Source organism: Sulfurospirillum multivorans DSM 12446, assembly GCF_000568815.1.
Lineage (GTDB): Bacteria > Campylobacterota > Campylobacteria > Campylobacterales > Sulfurospirillaceae > Sulfurospirillum > Sulfurospirillum multivorans.
Genome location: NZ_CP007201.1, coordinates 47,811 through 63,787, shown reverse-complemented (window position 1 = coordinate 63,787; position 15,977 = coordinate 47,811). Strand labels below are relative to the sequence as shown.

The following is a 15,977-nucleotide window of genomic DNA, read 5'->3' as shown; positions in this document are numbered from 1 at the left end:
AAGAGTATATTTGTAACTTATTTAGTTAGTTTGATACAAAATTACACTCAAATAATCTTTTAATAAACTCTTCAAGATACAATTATGTGTATATTTGAAACATAAAGGCACAAAATGAAATACGACGTCATTGTGGTTGGCAGTGGTATCTCAGGAATGAGAGCTGCCATTGAGGCAAAAGAGCTAGGTGCCAATGTGGTTCTGATAACAAAGTCTTCCCCATCGGCCAATAATTCCTTTATGGCAAAGGGTGGCATTAATGCCGCTTTTGGAAACATGGGCGATAACGACAACATTTTTCAGCACATCAACGAGACGCTTAAAAGCTCTGTTGATATAGGGAATGAAGAATCGATTCGTATCTTTTGTGAACAAGCCCCTGCGGCGGTGCGTGAACTGGTGGGCTATGGTGTCAAGTTTAGCAGGCTTGAGAGTGGCAAACTTGCGCAACGCCCTTTTGGGGGCTCAAAATTTAAACGCACCGTGTATGCCTCCGATGAAACGGGACCTGCCATCATGAAGGCTCTGTATGAGGTGATTAAAGAGTATGAAATTGATATTATCAAAAATCATATGGCGATTAACCTTATTATGAAAAACAACATTATTTCAGGGATAACGCTTTTTGATGAAGAGAGTCAAAAAGTGGTTGTGTGTGAAGGCAAAAGCATTATTTTGGCCATGGGTGGGTTTGGCTCTTTGTACAGAAACTACACATCCAATGTCAAAGACGCTACAGGAGATGCCATCGCAATAGGACTTCGTGCGGGACTCAAAGCGATGAATTTGGAGTTTGTTCAGTTTCACCCTACGGGCTTGGAAGGAACCAATTTTTTACTCAGTGAAGCCGCACGCGCGGAGGGTGGTAAATTGGTCGATGAAAATGGCGACTCTTTTGTCGATGAGCTCAATACCAGAGACTTCGTCACACGTGCCATCTTTAAAGAGATGCAAAAAGGCAATAAAGTCTATTTGGATTTACGCGATGTGCCCACTGAGGTTATCGATACAAAGCTTGTCAGCATCAAAAAAAGGGTTTACACCCTTAAAAAACTAGATCCAAGCAAAGACTTGATTCCCGTTACCCCTGTGGCACACTATACCATGGGTGGGATTCAAACCGATGTGATCGGAAAAACCAGTATCAAAGGGCTGTTTATCATCGGAGAAGCAGGCGACAATGGGGTGAATGGTGCCAATAGACTTGGGGGAAATTCACTCAGCCAAGGAGCTGTTTTCGGAAAGATTTCAGCGTATGAGGCTATCAAATTTGCCAACAAGATGAAAAAGTTTAACGGCGTGGATTATTATGACATCACCAATGACATTCATTTGGTCGAGCGGCTAGAAGCGCTTGCTAAGCATGTCGATGCCAACGCCCTTCGCAATGAAATAGGGCAGATCATGTTTGAAAAAATTGGCATTATCCGCACGGAGGCTGACCTTCAAAGTGCCTTGAAACGATTTGAAGAAATGGAAGAGTCTATGGAAACAATGCAAAGCGATAAGCCCTCAACCATCAAAAGCATACTTGAGCTGATAAATGTCCTCGTGGTGGCAAAAGCAGTTGCCAAATCAGCCCTGCTTCGAGAAGAGAGCAGGGGGTCGCATTTTCGCATAGATTATCCTGAAAAAGATCGAAAATTTAAAACCAATACACTCATTGGATTGGGGGATTTATAGCCTTACATGTAACGCTATTTTTTATCGCGTAACGATGAAGTTACGCGATAGGAACATAAATCTCGGTACGCAAATTCTCAGGCTTGGTGCGCCTAGGATCGCGGTTGAGGTACTTTTCAAAAATGGGTTTATCGCGTAGTTTCACACCACTTTGCACGATCCATTGACCGATTTCATCATACGTTGCTTTGAGATTTTCATACGCACCCTTATGCAAAAAGACTGCACATTTTCCACCCTCCATCACCTTGCGAAACACTTCACCTTTTGACTCAACACTCACATCATTACAGCTAATGCACGCATCGTAGCGCAGTAAATCTGGCTCTATAAGATTAGGATTGTCATGCCCGATGCCAAAGTGCATCGTCTCTTTGTCCATAATTTTTTTATGAAACTTCATCTTCTGCTCATACGCAAAAGGCATCAACACATTCCACGCTTCACACGCTGAGGTCGCATACGAACCTGTTTTTCGTACATATAAAACCGCTATCGGCTCTACATTAACCACTTTTGGCGCTACCATCACAACTCCTTTTTTCGCTTTGAGCTGATCCGCAAAAGCTCTCGGACTCATCCCAAAATGTTTTTTAAACGCTTTGGTAAAAGAGGCATTGGTTTCGTAACCACTATCAAGGGCGATCTGAGTGATTTTTGGCTCGATTTTAAGCTTCCACGTCGTTCCTTGAAGCCTTATACGACGAATGTAATCCCCAATGTTCTCACCACTCACAGCCCTAAAAATCCTATGAAAATGATACTTTGAAAACCCCGCCACTTTGGCTAATTCTTCAAGAGTCAGCTCCTGCGCATAGTTCGCTTCAATGTAAAAGATGACCTTATACACACTGTGAACGTAGTCCTCTTTGGTGATCTCTTTCATAGCCCCTCTTTAAAACGTTTATGTGAAAGTGTAGAGTAATAGTAAAATTAAAACTACTCCATGGTTGCTAAGTTTTGAAGTATGAACATAGTCTTGTGAAATGAACGGCTTTAGTTCCTTCATCGTACACAATACATCCCAACTTGGCATATTTTCTCATTTTAAAGTTTATTTTCAATCACAAACGGTGGCAATTTTTCAAATTCAACATACAGTTTTTCAATTTCATTTAAATCGTTTATAAAACTTTTGTCTTCTGTCTTATACGCCAAATATTCAGGCAAACCGTATGCCCCTTTAAATACTTGCCTTTGTGGTATCAATATCCAAACACATCCATTTGGAAATTTATTTAAAGTTTCTACTGCAAAACAATCTAATTCATCCGTAATAGTTATAACTATAGGTTGCTTATTTCCTACTAGATAAAGTAGTAAAACCAAGCTATTATTTATAGGAAGTAATATAATTGTAGTGCCACCTTTCCACGCAATTATTTGTGAGACATCCTTTAAAAGAGTATTGGATTCAGAAAAAAAGTTAGATATTTTATGTTCATAGTTTTGCAATTTCTGATAATCACTTTCCCAGATAACTTCTCTTAGAATTTGTGCATAATTGGAGTTGCTATACTCTTCCCCAAATAAATTATGCCCAATAGCCAAAGCAATTTTAGATAAAAATCGTATTTCAAACCCTATTTGAAATACAAGCTGATTGATTTGTAGCCTGTTCTCTTCCGATATTTTTGTAATCTCATTTATAATATTTTGCTCATTTGAACTTGGAGAGTTCAAAAAATTATTTTCATTTTGAATGTTAATATTAGTGCTATATCGCTTTGCATTCTTAAAATACTCTCTATAAGAAACAAGTAATTTTTTAATCCATTGAGAATTATCTGTTGAAGAAACAAGATACGCTTCGCCCGCTCTTTTTTTGTCATTATGCCCTATTGGATTGCCTCCAGCATAAGCATTAAATCTATCCGAATAGTTATTGTGAAAATGATAGACTCTACTACCCCCTTGCCACAACCAAGAATCACAATCTTTGTATATAGGATGATTTACTTGTTCATTCTTGCCCATATACATGAAAGGTATAACATACTTATCATCTTCAAAATTTATATAATTCAAAAAGTCCATTGATGCGTTCTTTTTAATAAAAAAATTCTTTAAAAAGATACCATCAACATCTAACCCTAGTTTACTATTACAATCTTTACATACTTGTCTTGTTTTAAAAAGACTATCAGTTATTACTTTTCCACCAAGAGCCACAGGGAAAATATGTTCTAATGAAAAACTATCTTCATCTTTTGCTATATTACAATATAAGCATTTTATTTTTTTAATCTCGAGATCTTTTTGCACTAAATTACCTTTTCCCCTCAATATGTTCTATCAACTCTTCTATCACATCGACATAGTCTTGCGCATTGTCGCTCGCTTTTGCCGCGAGAATAGCACCTTCGATGGTTGAGGTGATGAAGAGTGCCAGTTTCGTTGTATCACAGGGTTTCATCTCTTTTACTTCAATGGCTTTGTCTAAAATGGCTTTAATATTCGCGCGAAACGCTCCGTAGATAGACTTCATCAGCGTGTTGAAATCTTCGTCGATGTTGGACATCTCTTGGACGATGTTGGCGATGGGGCATCCGCGTTTGAAGTCTCGCACAGAGGTGTCGCGTAGGCGTGTGTAGAACTCTTCTAAAAAGCCGCTGGTGTAGGTTTCGACGTAACGGTATTTTTCGGCATTTCTTTGAAGGATTGTCTCTTCGATGGAGGCGAGTGCCATCTCTTTTTTATTGGCAAAAAAGTGATACATCGAGCCTTTGTGTACACCCGCTTTGGCTAAGATGTCGGAGAGTGATGCGCCTTGATAGCCGTGTGAAAAGACCTCGTCAAATGTTGCGTTGATAAGCTTGTCGCGTGTCGTTTCCATAATTCTTCCTTTATATTCTAGGCAAATTATAACATATTTTTACGCCCCTTGACTGTTTGGTCAATTTTTGTTAAAATGCCACTTGACCAAACAGTCAAGGAGGTTTTATGAAACGTGCTCTTATCGTTGTAGATGTACAAAATGAATATTTTGAAGGTGGCGCTTTGCCTATTAGCTACCCGTCCAATAGTTTTGAGAGAATCAAAACCGCCATTGCTGAAGCGCAAAAAGCGGGAATTTTGATCGTTTTTATGCAACACACCAGCCTCAAAGAAAATGCGGGAGCGTTTGTGAGAGGAAGTCATCTGTGGGAATTTCACGATGAGATCAAAGCCATTAAACCCGATCTTTACATCGAAAAAAACCATGCGAGCTCTTTTGTGGGAACGGACTTAAACTACAGGCTTAGAGCTCTTGGTATTGACACGGTTTCCATCATCGGGTACATGACGCAAAACTGTTGCGATGCTACGGCAAGAGATGCCTCACAGCTTGGCTATAATGTTGAATTTCTCAGCGATGCCAATGGTACACTGGATTTTGAGAACACTGCAGGAAGCGTGAGTGCGGAAGCGTTGCACCGAGCTTTTTTAGTCGCGCAGGCGTTTGGATTTAGTCGCGTTTTAACGCTAAACGAATGGATACCATTACTTAAAAAGGATTAATGTATGAAAATCGTTTTTTTAGATGCCCAAACGATGGGAAAAGATATTGACCTAAGCCTCTTTAAATCCTTTGGGGAGTTTCACACGTACGAAACCACGTCACCCGAAGAGTGTGTTGCGCATATCGCAGATGCAAACATCGTTTTGACCAATAAAGTCCTCATCGATGCCGCGACAATGGATGCGTGCCCACAGCTTCAGCTCATTTGCGTCACGGCAACGGGAACGAACAATGTTGACTTGGTACATGCAGGCGAAAAGGGCATCGTGGTTAAAAATGTGGCAGGCTACTCCACCGCGTCCGTAGCGCAAACGACGATCATGCTAGCACTTAGCCTTATCGGTCGTTGCGGCTATTACGACGATTTTGTCAAAAAAGGTGGCTGGGTTGAAGCGCCAACATTTACGCATATCGAGCGTCCTTTTTGGGAACTGAAAGGCAAACGTTGGGGGATTATCGGGCTTGGAACGATTGGTAAAGAGGTGGCGAAGATTGCGACGGCATTTGGATCGGAGGTTGTTTATTTCTCCACCAGTGGCGCCAATAATGATGCGTTCTATCAACGACTTAGCTTAGAAGAGATGCTTCAAACATGTTCTGTTATCAGCATCCACGCACCGCTCAATGCTCAAACCAAAGGGCTTATAGATAGTAACGCGCTCACCCTAATGAGCGAGGGTTCCGTGCTTGTCAATGTCGGGCGTGGCGGCATCATCGATGAGGTAGCCCTTGCAAAAATTATCGATGAAAAAGAGCTTTACGTAGGACTTGATGTCCTTGAAACTGAGCCGATGCAAAAGGCACATCCACTTTTACATGTAAAGCATCCTGAGCGTCTGATTATGACGCCGCATATCGCATGGTCAAGCGTTGAAGCACGCACAGCGCTTATGAATTTGGTTGCACAAAACATTCAAAATTTTCTAAATCATTAAGGAGATATGATGCCATTAATCACAACCGTCAAACCCGAAAACGCCACAGGTGAGCTCGCCGAGCTTTATGGAAAAATAGAAGCGATGCGAGGACGCGTAAGCAATTCAGCGCAGATCTTTAGCGCAAGTCCTGAGCTCATCAAACAGCAAATGAGTTTCATCGAATACTACATGGTCAAACAAAAAGCCCTCTCGATGCCGCTTTTAGCAAGCATTCGTATGCTGATTTCCGATAAAAACAGCTGTAGCTATTGCGTTGATTTTAACGCCTCAATCCTCATCAACATGATGGGATGGACACCAAAGGATGTCGAAGCGATGCGAGCCAATCCAAACGATGCCAAACTAGACACCAAAGAAAAAGCGATGCTTCTGTTTGTTCTCAAAGCAGTACGAACACCTCACGACGTTGAAGCCAAAGATGTCCAAGCGTTGCGTGATCTTGGCCATACCGATGGTGAAATACTGGATGCAACAAACCACGGTGCACGCATGTCTGCCATCGACATTATCTTTGATGCGTTTAAAATCGAGAAAGATTTTTAATTTTTAACGATTCTGCTTAAGAGCCTTAGGTATTAAAATACAGGGCTCTTCTTCTCTTTTTATCTTTACATGTAAAGATGCAAACTCACTTTTAAAAATAAACTTTCTATTTAAGTAAAATTTAATATGTGCGTGATACCTATGTTAGTTCACTCCTTTATAATGGTTTCAAATTTAAAGTTTAAAGGAGTTACCATGGGTTTCAAATTACCAAGATCACTTGCAAAAGGTTTAGCGTTAAGTCTGCTCGTTGCGACAGCTAGTTTTGGTTTCACAGAAGGCACAGACTATGTGAAACTTGAAAAACCGATTGCAAATGCAGATAAAACACTCATCAAAGTCTTTAGTTATGATTGTCCATTCTGCTACAAATACGACAAAGCCGTTACACCTGTGATTGTTCCGAAACTACCAGAAGGTGTTACATTTAGACCATTCCATCTCAAAACAAAAGGCAAATACGGTGAAACCGCTAGCCAACTTTTTGCGACATTATTAGTAAAAGATCAAGACAACGGACTCAAATCTGCTTTTGATGAAAAATCACAATTCAAAAAAGCAAAAATGGCATACTACAACGCATACCATGATAAAAAAGAGCGTTGGGATGCAGGTGCCGAGAGCTTCTTGGAGACAGGACTTAAAGCGAGTGGTTTAAGCAAAGCAGAGTTTGATACAGCTAAAGAAGATCCACGAGTGAAAGCACTTCTTGCAGAGTGGGAACAAAGCTACGAAGTCGCCAAAGTCCAAGGTGTTCCTGCCTTTGTTGTCAACGGAAAATATTTGATTAAAACAGCGTCTATCACGTCACCCGATGGTATGGTAGAGCTCATTAAAGAGCTTCTTACCAAATAAGGAATAAACAATGAATTTTTTTAAAAGCATGTGGCAGGAGTTTAAATCCTGCCCAATGGGTGCGATTGCAAAATGGCAAGATGAGCGTTTTTTATGGCTCGTCATGGCAGGAGCCAGTATCTTTTTAATCTTAGTTGCGCATACACTGTTTCAACACTATGTGTATATGAAACCATGTGAACAGTGCGTTTACATTCGTTTTGCTTTCCTTTGTATGGCAATTGGTGGATTGGTTGCAGCCATTGATCCTAAAAATAGTGTACTGAAAATTATTGGCTATGTCTTTGGTTTTTGGGGAATCATTCAAGGAATTATGTATAGCACAAAGCTTAATGCCATTCACCATGCCGCGCACAGCGATAATCCCTTTGGTGTTCAAGGCTGCTCAGCGGAGCCTCGTTTTCCTTTTGGTCTTCCTATGGACACATGGGCACCCGATTGGTTTAAACCCACAGGCGATTGTGGATTTGATAGTCCTATTGTTCCAGATGGTGTAGAACTTAGCGGATTACAACAATTTCTTGTTGATTTTTATGCAGATGGTTGGTACCTTTTCCCAGCATCTCATTCGGTCAATATGGCACAAGCGTGCCTCTTTGCCTACATCGTTTGCTTTATTCTGCTTGGCGCTATGGGTGCGAGTTGGATTCTTAAAATGATCCAGTCTAAAAAAGCGTAATCATCTTTTTTCTATCGGGTAAGCTTGCTTTTAATCCTTGCAAGCTTGCCTCTTCTTCATCATCTTTTTGGAGTTCATTATGAAAATTTTTTTGATATTTATCTGCATTGCTCTGTTTTGCTTCAGTGGAATGCTTTTACTTCAAGCGAATAATAATGAGCCAAAAAAAACACCTACCATCAAAAGTAAACCTCTCCGCAATGCTTTTTTATCACAAAACATTCCCATCATAGACATTAGAACCGAACCAGAATGGCATGAAACGGGTGTTATACCCCAAAGCTACCTCATAACATTTTACAAAGAAGATCAAAGCTATAACGAAAAAGAATTTTTAGAAGCGTTAAATGCCATTGTTAAAAAGGATGACACATTTGTTATTCTATGTCGCTCAGGTAACCGCTCAATGAAAGTTACTCATTTTCTTGTCGCACAAGGCTATACACATGTTATTAACTTAAGTGGTGGCATTCAAGAAGCTCTTAAAAACGGGGTTAACACTATTCCCTATGAACACTAGTAACTAACAAAATTTATCTATCCAGGTGTGTAGATGCCACCTTCTCCTTTTTATAAAAATCATGATCTTCTCTATTTTACTATTTCAGTAAAAATTAATATTAACGTTATTCTCCCGTTAGGCGCAGGTTTTATACTTACACTAAGTTTTTTAAATTAGATCATAACTTAAAGAAAAAATTCAAAAGGAGATTTTATGAGAGTCCGTAAAATGTTGTCATCTGCCATTGTTGCAGGTATTGTCTTAAGTGTCGTTCCAACGATGTCCTTTGCAATTGGTGGAGCCAGTGGTCCAAAAGTAGATTATGCAATCCCAGGAAAAATTGGTGAGGTGGTTGTCAATCCTTATGAAGTTGCACCGCTTACAGCTGTTATTCGCAGTGGTGGTTATGATCTCAAAGATGTTTCGGTACGAATCGTTCCAAAACCAGGTGGACAAGAAATTAAGTACAAAGTTACCGACCAAAATGTACTGACCCATGGTGGTATCCCTGTATTTGGTCTTTATGCAGATTATCAGAACACGGTTGAAGTTGAATACACTAAAAGCGTCAACAACGCTCAAGGTGAACACATTAAAGAAAGCTACAAAATCTATACCACAGGCGTTTATTCCGATCCAAATGGTCTAGCGACAACCAAAGCTTCACTCTTCTCATCAGCGGATGTCGTTAAAGTCGATAAAGAGTTTTCAGACAGACTTTACTTTGTTAACAACTTCCTACCAAAAGCGGGAAAAGGAACACGTGCGGTTTGGAACAACCCTATGGGTGGTGCATTGGAGTGGAATTACTATCCACAAAATTTCATCATTGATACTAAAGGAGAAGTACGCTGGTTCATGAACGCACAACCTATTTATGATATTAACTCCATTTACAAAGCTGGTGTTATGATGGGCTTCAAACAAAACGTTGATGGTGCTATGACATGGGGTTATGGTCAGCGATATGTTAAGTACGACATCATGGGTAAAGAGATTTTCAATCGCCAACTTCCAGCAGGTTACAACGACTTTTCACACTCACTTGACGTTTCTCCAAACGGACACTACTTTATGCGTGTTGGTAGTGCCAACCAAAAACGTTTAGATGGTAAAAACGTACGAACCGTTAGAGACGTGATCATCGAAGTTGAACCACAAAGCGGAAAAGTGCTTGATGAATGGAAACTCTACTCTATCCTTGATCCATACAGAGATATTAATATGAAAGTGCTTGACCAAGGCGCTGTCTGTTTAAATATCGACGCCTCAAAAGCAGGACATACGCTCTCTGCTGAAGAGTTAGCAAAACAAGATGCTTCCGATAAATTTGGTGATGTTGTAGGTTCTGGTCCTGGACGTAACTGGGCACACGTTAACAGCGTTGACCACGATGCGGAAGACAACTCTATCATCATCAGTTCACGCCACCAATCTGCAATGATCAAAATTGGCCGTGATAAACAAGTGAAATGGATTTTAGGTAGCCCTGAAGGCTGGAATGCTAAGTACAAAGATAAACTCTTAACACCGGTTGATTCAAAAGGCAATAAAATTGATTGTGGTCCAAGCGGTTCAAAATGCCCAGGTTATGAGAGTGACAAAGGTGGATTTGACTGGACATGGACACAGCATACCGCATTTAAAATCGATTCAAAATCAAAAGGTGAAATCCTTTATCTAAGTGCGTTTGACAATGGTGATAGCCGTGGTATGGAACAACCTGCAATGCCAAGTATGAAATACTCTCGTGCGGTTATTTATAAAGTTGATCAAAAGAAAATGACTGTTGAGCAAGTATGGGAATTTGGTAAAGAGAGAGGCAACAAATGGTTCAGCCCTGTTACATCCATTACTGAATATCAAACTGATAAAGACTCTGTCTTTACGTACTCTGCAACTGCAGGTGCGGATTTTGATCTTGCGACAGGTGGATTCAAATCTGATCCAAATCCATTCATTATGGAGTTCAAATACGGTGCAAAACAACCTTCTGTTGAAATCCAACTCAAAGATACAACAGGTTATCAAGCAATGCCATTTAGCATTGAAAAAGCATTCTCAAAATAATCTACGCATTCAAGTCCCAAGAGAAATTTCTCTTGGGACTAACTTTACTCACCGCTATAAGGCTTTAAAACATATCCTGAATTCGTCACATTTTCGATATTGATTTTGCCAAGCTGTTGTTTGATACGTAAAATAGCAACATGCAAAACACTTTTATTGATCGCTTCACCATCATAAACATAGTCTTCAAACATTTCATACGTCACGAGCCGTCCAAAGTTATAACACAATAACCAAAAGATTTTATGGTTCTTATGCGTCAGAAAAATAGGCTCTTTATCTTTATAAATGACCTCTTTTCGGGTAGTGTTCAAGATTCTGTGTCAACATCGGATAATTCCTAAAATTGTATCATAAGTTTAAAGCGTCATCAAGCCGTCCCTCAAAGTGAATGGCTAATTGAGAGATTGTTAAGCTCCAGTTTCTAATTGGCATAGTCCATTTTTGCTGGGCATTTTGAATCCCCATATAAAGTAGTTTTAGCAGGCTATCATCATTGGGAAAAGCACCTTTGGTTTTCGTTAGAGTTCTAAACTGGCGGTGGACTGATTCGATGATATTAGTTGTGTAAATAACTCTACGTATATCTTCTGGATATTGGAAGTAGACAGATAAATTATCCCATTTATTTCTCCAAGATTGAAAGACGATAGGGTATTTTTTACCCCATTTTTCTTCCAACTTATCAAGCTCAAATTCTGCTTCTTCTTTGGTAAAAGCTTGATAGACGGCTTTGAGTTCTTTAGCAAATTGTTTTTGATAAGCAGAGCCCACATATTTGAGACTGTTGCGTATTTGGTGAACTACACAGAGTTGCACCTCCGTATCTGGAAAGACTGAGTTTATCGCTTCTGGAAAGCCTTTAAGCCCATCTACCGAAGCAATGAGGATATCTTTAACGCCACGGTTTTGCAAATCGGTAAGCACCTGTAGCCAGAATTTGGCGCCTTCACTTTCATTGAGGTAAAGTCCCAAGACTTCTTTCTTGCCATCCACTCGAACACCAAGCACTGTATAAAATGCTTTTGAGATGTAGCGACCATCCTCTTTTACTTTGTAGTGAATGGCATCTAAGAATATAAATGGATACACAGCTTCTAAGGGTCTTGTTTTCCACTCTTGAAGCATTGGTATTATCTTGTCGGTTACGGCGCTTATAGTGGCTTTAGAGAAGCCTACGCAGTAAAAATCCTCTATGTGTTTGGCTATTTGGGAATAGCTATTGCCAAGTGCGAAGAGAGAAAGAATCTTCTCTTCGATTTCACTCGTCATGCTGGTCTGGTTTTTCTTTACGATTTCAGGTTCAAAGCTACCGTTACGGTCTCTTGGAACATCAAGTTCAAAGGCACCATGATCGCTTTTCATAGTCTTTGAACTATAGCCATTTTTTCGATTTCTATTGAGGTCTTGGGAGAGGTGCGAATCTATCTCAGCTGCTAGCGCGGCTTCGGTTAGCTGTTTGATGAGTGATCCTAAGGCTCCATTTGAGCCACCAATACTCTTGCCGGCTTTAATATCTTGAGCAAATTGCTCTACGTCTATTTCTATCTTCATATCTGTGTCCTTGGGTATTTGTTATTTTACCCGATTGACACAGAATTCTGAACGGTCCCTCTTTTCGACTATCGATCGTAATATCGGGTCTTAGCTGTTTTAATGTTTGTTCAATGCGCCCTGAAGTCATCAAAAGGGCGGTTTGCAACTCTTTAATCTCAATCGGTTTGCGCAAAAAACTGCACGCTCCTTCATGAATGCTTGAGATAAGATTTTTGTCCGTATCAAATGATGTCATCACAATGAAAAGTTGGGAAGGCTTTAGTGTTAAAATTTCTTTCATCATCTCAAAACCGTTAATTCCGGGCATGTGAATATCAGTCACGATAATATCTACACGATGCTCTTTAAAAACTTCCAGTCCCTCAAGCCCATCTTTTGCTTCATAATACGACTCGCAATAAGGCTTAGTCCCTTGAGCAATCATCATGCGCGCTATATCATCATCTTCTACCACTAAAATAGATAAATGTTTTAATAAATTCAATGTGGTAATGTGCATCTTTTACTCTTTCTTTGAAATATATTGAGGGAAAATCAGACGAAATGTTGTTGGAGAAGAAGCGTTGTATAAAACTAAATCTCCCAACAGTTTCTCTTTTGCCAGCTTTTTAGCGAAATAAAGCCCAATACCTGAACCTTCGTATTTTTTAGAAATTTTGAATTCTGAGAAGAGCGTTTCTTGCACTTCTTTGCTAATGCCTCCACCCCCATCAGAAATATCAATAAGAACTTTTCCATACTCAAGTATCACTGCAATATGAATGATCTTTTTATGAAATGCCTCTTTACCTTGCAAATCCGACGCATTTAACGACTCTTTGGCATTTTGAATCAATACTAAAAGAATTTGTTGGACAAAGTTTTCTATCGAAATAACGCGAATATTTTCAAAGCTTTTTTCATCCATTTCAATGTTAATGTTGCTTTTTGTCAATTCTATATAATTTACATGTAAAACACTTTTCATACAATCTAACAGAGAAAATTCCGTAACCGTCTCACTACAACGATAAAAATTACGAAAAATCCCGATGGTTTTGTCCATCAAACTAATTGATTTTTGACACAATTTGAGATTGTTTTCTAACGTTTGTTTATCTAAAAGATTGCGTTCTGAGAGGTCTAAAGTGCTACTGACCACCAATGCGGTTGCATTAATGGGTTGACGCAATTGATGGTTAATGCCAGAAATCAACTCTCCAATCTCCGAGATACGTGAGCGATGTGCCAACATAAATTCATATTCTTTTTGCTTACGCTCAACTCTGCGACGTAAAAATTCATGCGCGCTATTGACGACGATAAGCAGCAAAATAAAACAAAGCAGTAACCAAATGGCATGACTCGTGACCCTTTGCCTGCTTTCTTGTAAAATATCCTCTTTATCCGTTACAACGCCTATATACCAGTTAAAACGTTGAAATTTGGATAATGTAATGACTGCGTTGTCGATGATGAGTTTTTGCGGTTCCTTTGTATTTAAATCAATTTTATTCAAGAAAAATTTTTCCAATTCCTCTTGAAAATGACCCTTTTTAAAAGGCGTTAATATCTTTCCCTCGTCGTCACTGATAAAATAAGAGGCGTTTTGAGGGAAAGTGAGTTTTTCAATTTTTTCAAACAGTGACTTAGCTTTTAAAATACCGCAAAACACGCCCTCAAAATTCTCTTTATAAAGAATAGGTGTGCAAATATTGAGCGTTTTTTCCAATAAATAGCCATGAACTATAATGGCCTGAATATTTAAGACATAAATTCATCAAGATTTATTTCCAAAAAAGTTAAAATATAGCAACATTATGGAGATAAAAATGAGCAGAAAAAAAGGTCAAAGTTACAGTGCAGAGCAAAAGACAAAAATAGTGTTAGAGCTCCTCAAAGAAGAAGAGACCATTGCACAAATAGCCACTAAATATAAAATAGCTTCACAATCTATCACAAAGTGGAAAAAGCAATTTTTGGAAAATGCTTCACTGGCATTTGAACCCACTCGTGCAGCGCAAGAGTTTAAAGATGAGATAAAATCTAAAGATGAAGAGATAGCTGAGCTTCAGAAACAACTGGGTAAATCCGTTGTTGAAAAGGAATGGCTAGCAAAAAAGCTAGAGAGCTCGGTCTCATTAAATAAGCGTAAAACACTTGTTGAGAACGAGCTCGAATTAAGTAAAACCCTGCAATGTAAACTTTTGCATATCAGTCGTGCCACTCATTATTATAAACCAGTGCCCATTAGTGAACAGAATTTAAAAATAATGCATACTATAGATGAGATAGCAACAGATAATTCAGAATACGGTTATCGCTATATTCATCAGCAATTGCTTGAAGATGGCTACAATATTGGAAAAGACAGAGTATTGAAGTATATGCAATTGATGGGCATACAAGCACTGTATCCAACCAAGAAGCGTCTTACAAGTATCAAAAACCCTGAGCATACCATCTTCCCATACTTACTTAAAGAGTATTGGAGTAGAACAGGTAAAACCAAACAGATATATGTTCCAGCGCCAAATGAAGTCTGGAGTGGAGACATCACTTATATTAGAACTAATGGTGGCTTTATGTATCTTGCTGCAGTGATTGATTGGCACACTAAAGCAATCCTAGCCTATAAAATTTCAAACTCAATGGATGCAACATTAGCCACTGATGTGCTTAAAACTGCACTATTAAAATATCCAAAGCCTAAAATATTCAATAGTGACCAAGGAAGCCAGTACACAAGTTATGAGCACACGCAAGTATTGAAACAAAATGATATTCAGATTTCAATGAATGGTAAAGGCAGATCAATTGATAATATTGTGATAGAGAGATTTTTTAGAACTCTTAAACATGGTAATATTTATATCAGTGACTATCAATCTATTAAGGAGTTAAAAGAAGGTGTAAAAAACTACATCCATAAATATAATTTTAAGAGATTTCATTCAGCGATTGGCTATCAAAAACCTATGAATCTGTATCTTGAATTTATAAAAAATGTAGGGTAAGGTAACAGTAAGAGGTGGAAATTAATTGAGCTGAAAAGTTGTCTTGATTTTTCAGGCCATTATAAACAGACATCCCATAAATGGTCGTCTTCTTTTGTTGCTTTGTGTCTAAAAACCATTGTGTTTTTAAAGGCTCAATCCCCGTTTTTTCATCTATATACGTAGGATTTTCACGGTAATCATTAAATTTCATCGTATTGACATAAAAATATTGGCCGGGAATTAAAATTTGTATGGCATCAAAGTAGCGATTGTCTTGTAAAAATGTCTCTGCAAATACTTTTAGTTTTTTTTCATCTTGAAATTTCAAATCTTGGCTGAGGTATTTTACGCTTGATTCTAAGTTATTTATACGCTCTGTTATCCAAGAGGAGATCGTATAATCAATATCTTTGGCAATTAAAACACGGTTTTGATTTGCAAAACTTCTGAGCTCATTTTGTATGTGATAGAAGCCATTAAAGAGCATGAACAGAAACGCTAGTGTGAAAATAATAATGATATGATAGACTTTATAGTTTTCAACATTTTTGATGAAATGAATAAACATTTTCTTCATCGTTTTCCTTTGCATCAATTATTTTATTATATATCTTTCATATAATAAATGCGTATCAAAGGGTTTGATAAACTCAAATAGTATCCCACTACG

At 38.7% G+C, this 15,977-nt stretch carries 17 protein-coding genes; 9 read left to right on the top strand and 8 right to left on the bottom strand.

The window, feature by feature from the left end; all coding sequences use genetic code 11:
• Positions 1 to 114 precede the first annotated feature (114 nt).
• On the top strand, positions 115 to 1,683 hold the full coding sequence (locus SMUL_RS00315) for an L-aspartate oxidase (protein ID WP_025343276.1): 1,569 nt from the start codon (positions 115 to 117) through the stop codon (positions 1,681 to 1,683).
• Between the two features lie 40 nt (positions 1,684 to 1,723).
• On the opposite strand, the gene SMUL_RS00310 is transcribed toward SMUL_RS00315, so the two are convergent.
• The 3 genes from SMUL_RS00310 to SMUL_RS00300 all read right to left on the bottom strand — a co-directional run bounded on the left by SMUL_RS00310 (position 1,724) and on the right by SMUL_RS00300 (position 4,519).
• A complete protein-coding gene (locus SMUL_RS00310; protein ID WP_025343275.1) occupies positions 1,724 to 2,569 on the bottom strand; it encodes an AraC family transcriptional regulator in 846 nt (281 codons plus the stop codon).
• Between the two features lie 161 nt (positions 2,570 to 2,730).
• Positions 2,731 to 3,948 (bottom strand): HNH endonuclease, encoded by a 1,218-nt coding sequence (locus tag SMUL_RS00305; RefSeq protein WP_025343274.1) that lies wholly within the window; start codon positions 3,946 to 3,948, stop codon positions 2,731 to 2,733.
• A gap of 4 nt (positions 3,949 to 3,952) precedes the next feature.
• Entirely contained in the window at positions 3,953 to 4,519 is a 567-nt protein-coding gene (locus SMUL_RS00300) for a TetR/AcrR family transcriptional regulator (protein ID WP_025343273.1), read from the bottom strand.
• Positions 4,520 to 4,626: 107 nt separating this feature from the next.
• On the opposite strand from SMUL_RS00300, the gene SMUL_RS00295 reads away from it, so the two are divergent.
• The 7 genes from SMUL_RS00295 (at position 4,627) to SMUL_RS00265 (ending at position 10,772) form a co-directional block, all read left to right on the top strand.
• On the top strand, positions 4,627 to 5,184 hold the full coding sequence (locus SMUL_RS00295) for a cysteine hydrolase family protein (protein ID WP_025343272.1): 558 nt from the start codon (positions 4,627 to 4,629) through the stop codon (positions 5,182 to 5,184).
• Between the two features lie 3 nt (positions 5,185 to 5,187).
• Positions 5,188 to 6,120 carry a D-2-hydroxyacid dehydrogenase gene (locus SMUL_RS00290; RefSeq protein ID WP_025343271.1) on the top strand — a complete coding sequence of 311 codons (933 nt, stop codon included), beginning with the start codon at positions 5,188 to 5,190 and terminating at the stop codon, positions 6,118 to 6,120.
• A gap of 6 nt (positions 6,121 to 6,126) precedes the next feature.
• Positions 6,127 to 6,666: a carboxymuconolactone decarboxylase family protein gene (locus SMUL_RS00285; RefSeq protein ID WP_223809737.1), complete on the top strand. Its 540-nt coding sequence runs from the start codon at positions 6,127 to 6,129 to the stop codon at positions 6,664 to 6,666.
• A gap of 195 nt (positions 6,667 to 6,861) precedes the next feature.
• The gene (locus SMUL_RS00280; RefSeq protein ID WP_025343269.1) at positions 6,862 to 7,521 is read left to right on the top strand and encodes a thiol:disulfide interchange protein DsbA/DsbL; all 660 of its coding nucleotides are present in this window, start codon (positions 6,862 to 6,864) and stop codon (positions 7,519 to 7,521) included.
• Between the two features lie 10 nt (positions 7,522 to 7,531).
• Complete coding sequence (gene dsbI, locus SMUL_RS00275; protein ID WP_025343268.1) at positions 7,532 to 8,200, top strand: protein-disulfide oxidoreductase DsbI; 669 nt, start codon at positions 7,532 to 7,534, stop codon at positions 8,198 to 8,200.
• A gap of 79 nt (positions 8,201 to 8,279) precedes the next feature.
• On the top strand, positions 8,280 to 8,720 hold the full coding sequence (locus SMUL_RS00270) for a rhodanese-like domain-containing protein (RefSeq protein ID WP_025343267.1): 441 nt from the start codon (positions 8,280 to 8,282) through the stop codon (positions 8,718 to 8,720).
• 195 nt (positions 8,721 to 8,915) lie between these two features.
• On the top strand, positions 8,916 to 10,772 hold the full coding sequence (locus tag SMUL_RS00265; RefSeq protein ID WP_025343266.1) for an aryl-sulfate sulfotransferase: 1,857 nt from the start codon (positions 8,916 to 8,918) through the stop codon (positions 10,770 to 10,772).
• Between the two features lie 44 nt (positions 10,773 to 10,816).
• Here the strand turns inward: SMUL_RS00265 and SMUL_RS00260 are convergent, their stop codons facing one another.
• The 4 genes from SMUL_RS00260 to SMUL_RS00245 are packed head-to-tail and all read right to left on the bottom strand — an operon-like array spanning position 10,817 to position 14,040.
• A complete protein-coding gene (locus SMUL_RS00260) occupies positions 10,817 to 11,086 on the bottom strand; it encodes a helix-turn-helix domain-containing protein (protein ID WP_025343265.1) in 270 nt (89 codons plus the stop codon).
• A 37-nt stretch (positions 11,087 to 11,123) separates the two neighbouring features.
• Positions 11,124 to 12,326, bottom strand: a complete 1,203-nt coding sequence (locus tag SMUL_RS00255) for an IS256 family transposase (protein ID WP_025343245.1) — start codon at positions 12,324 to 12,326, stop codon at positions 11,124 to 11,126.
• A complete protein-coding gene (locus tag SMUL_RS00250; RefSeq protein ID WP_025343264.1) occupies positions 12,283 to 12,828 on the bottom strand; it encodes a response regulator transcription factor in 546 nt (181 codons plus the stop codon). The genes SMUL_RS00255 and SMUL_RS00250 overlap by 44 nt, the downstream gene beginning before the upstream one ends.
• Before the next feature lie 3 nt (positions 12,829 to 12,831).
• Complete coding sequence (locus tag SMUL_RS00245; protein WP_025343263.1) at positions 12,832 to 14,040, bottom strand: sensor histidine kinase; 1,209 nt, start codon at positions 14,038 to 14,040, stop codon at positions 12,832 to 12,834.
• Positions 14,041 to 14,128: 88 nt separating this feature from the next.
• On the opposite strand from SMUL_RS00245, the gene SMUL_RS00240 reads away from it, so the two are divergent.
• Positions 14,129 to 15,325, top strand: coding sequence for an IS3 family transposase (locus SMUL_RS00240; RefSeq protein ID WP_407701804.1), 1,197 nt, complete (start codon positions 14,129 to 14,131; stop codon positions 15,323 to 15,325).
• Here the strand turns inward: SMUL_RS00240 and SMUL_RS00235 are convergent.
• Positions 15,306 to 15,884 carry a hypothetical protein gene (locus SMUL_RS00235; protein WP_025343261.1) on the bottom strand — a complete coding sequence of 193 codons (579 nt, stop codon included), beginning with the start codon at positions 15,882 to 15,884 and terminating at the stop codon, positions 15,306 to 15,308. The genes SMUL_RS00240 and SMUL_RS00235 overlap by 20 nt on opposite strands.
• Positions 15,885 to 15,977: the final 93 nt, after the last annotated feature.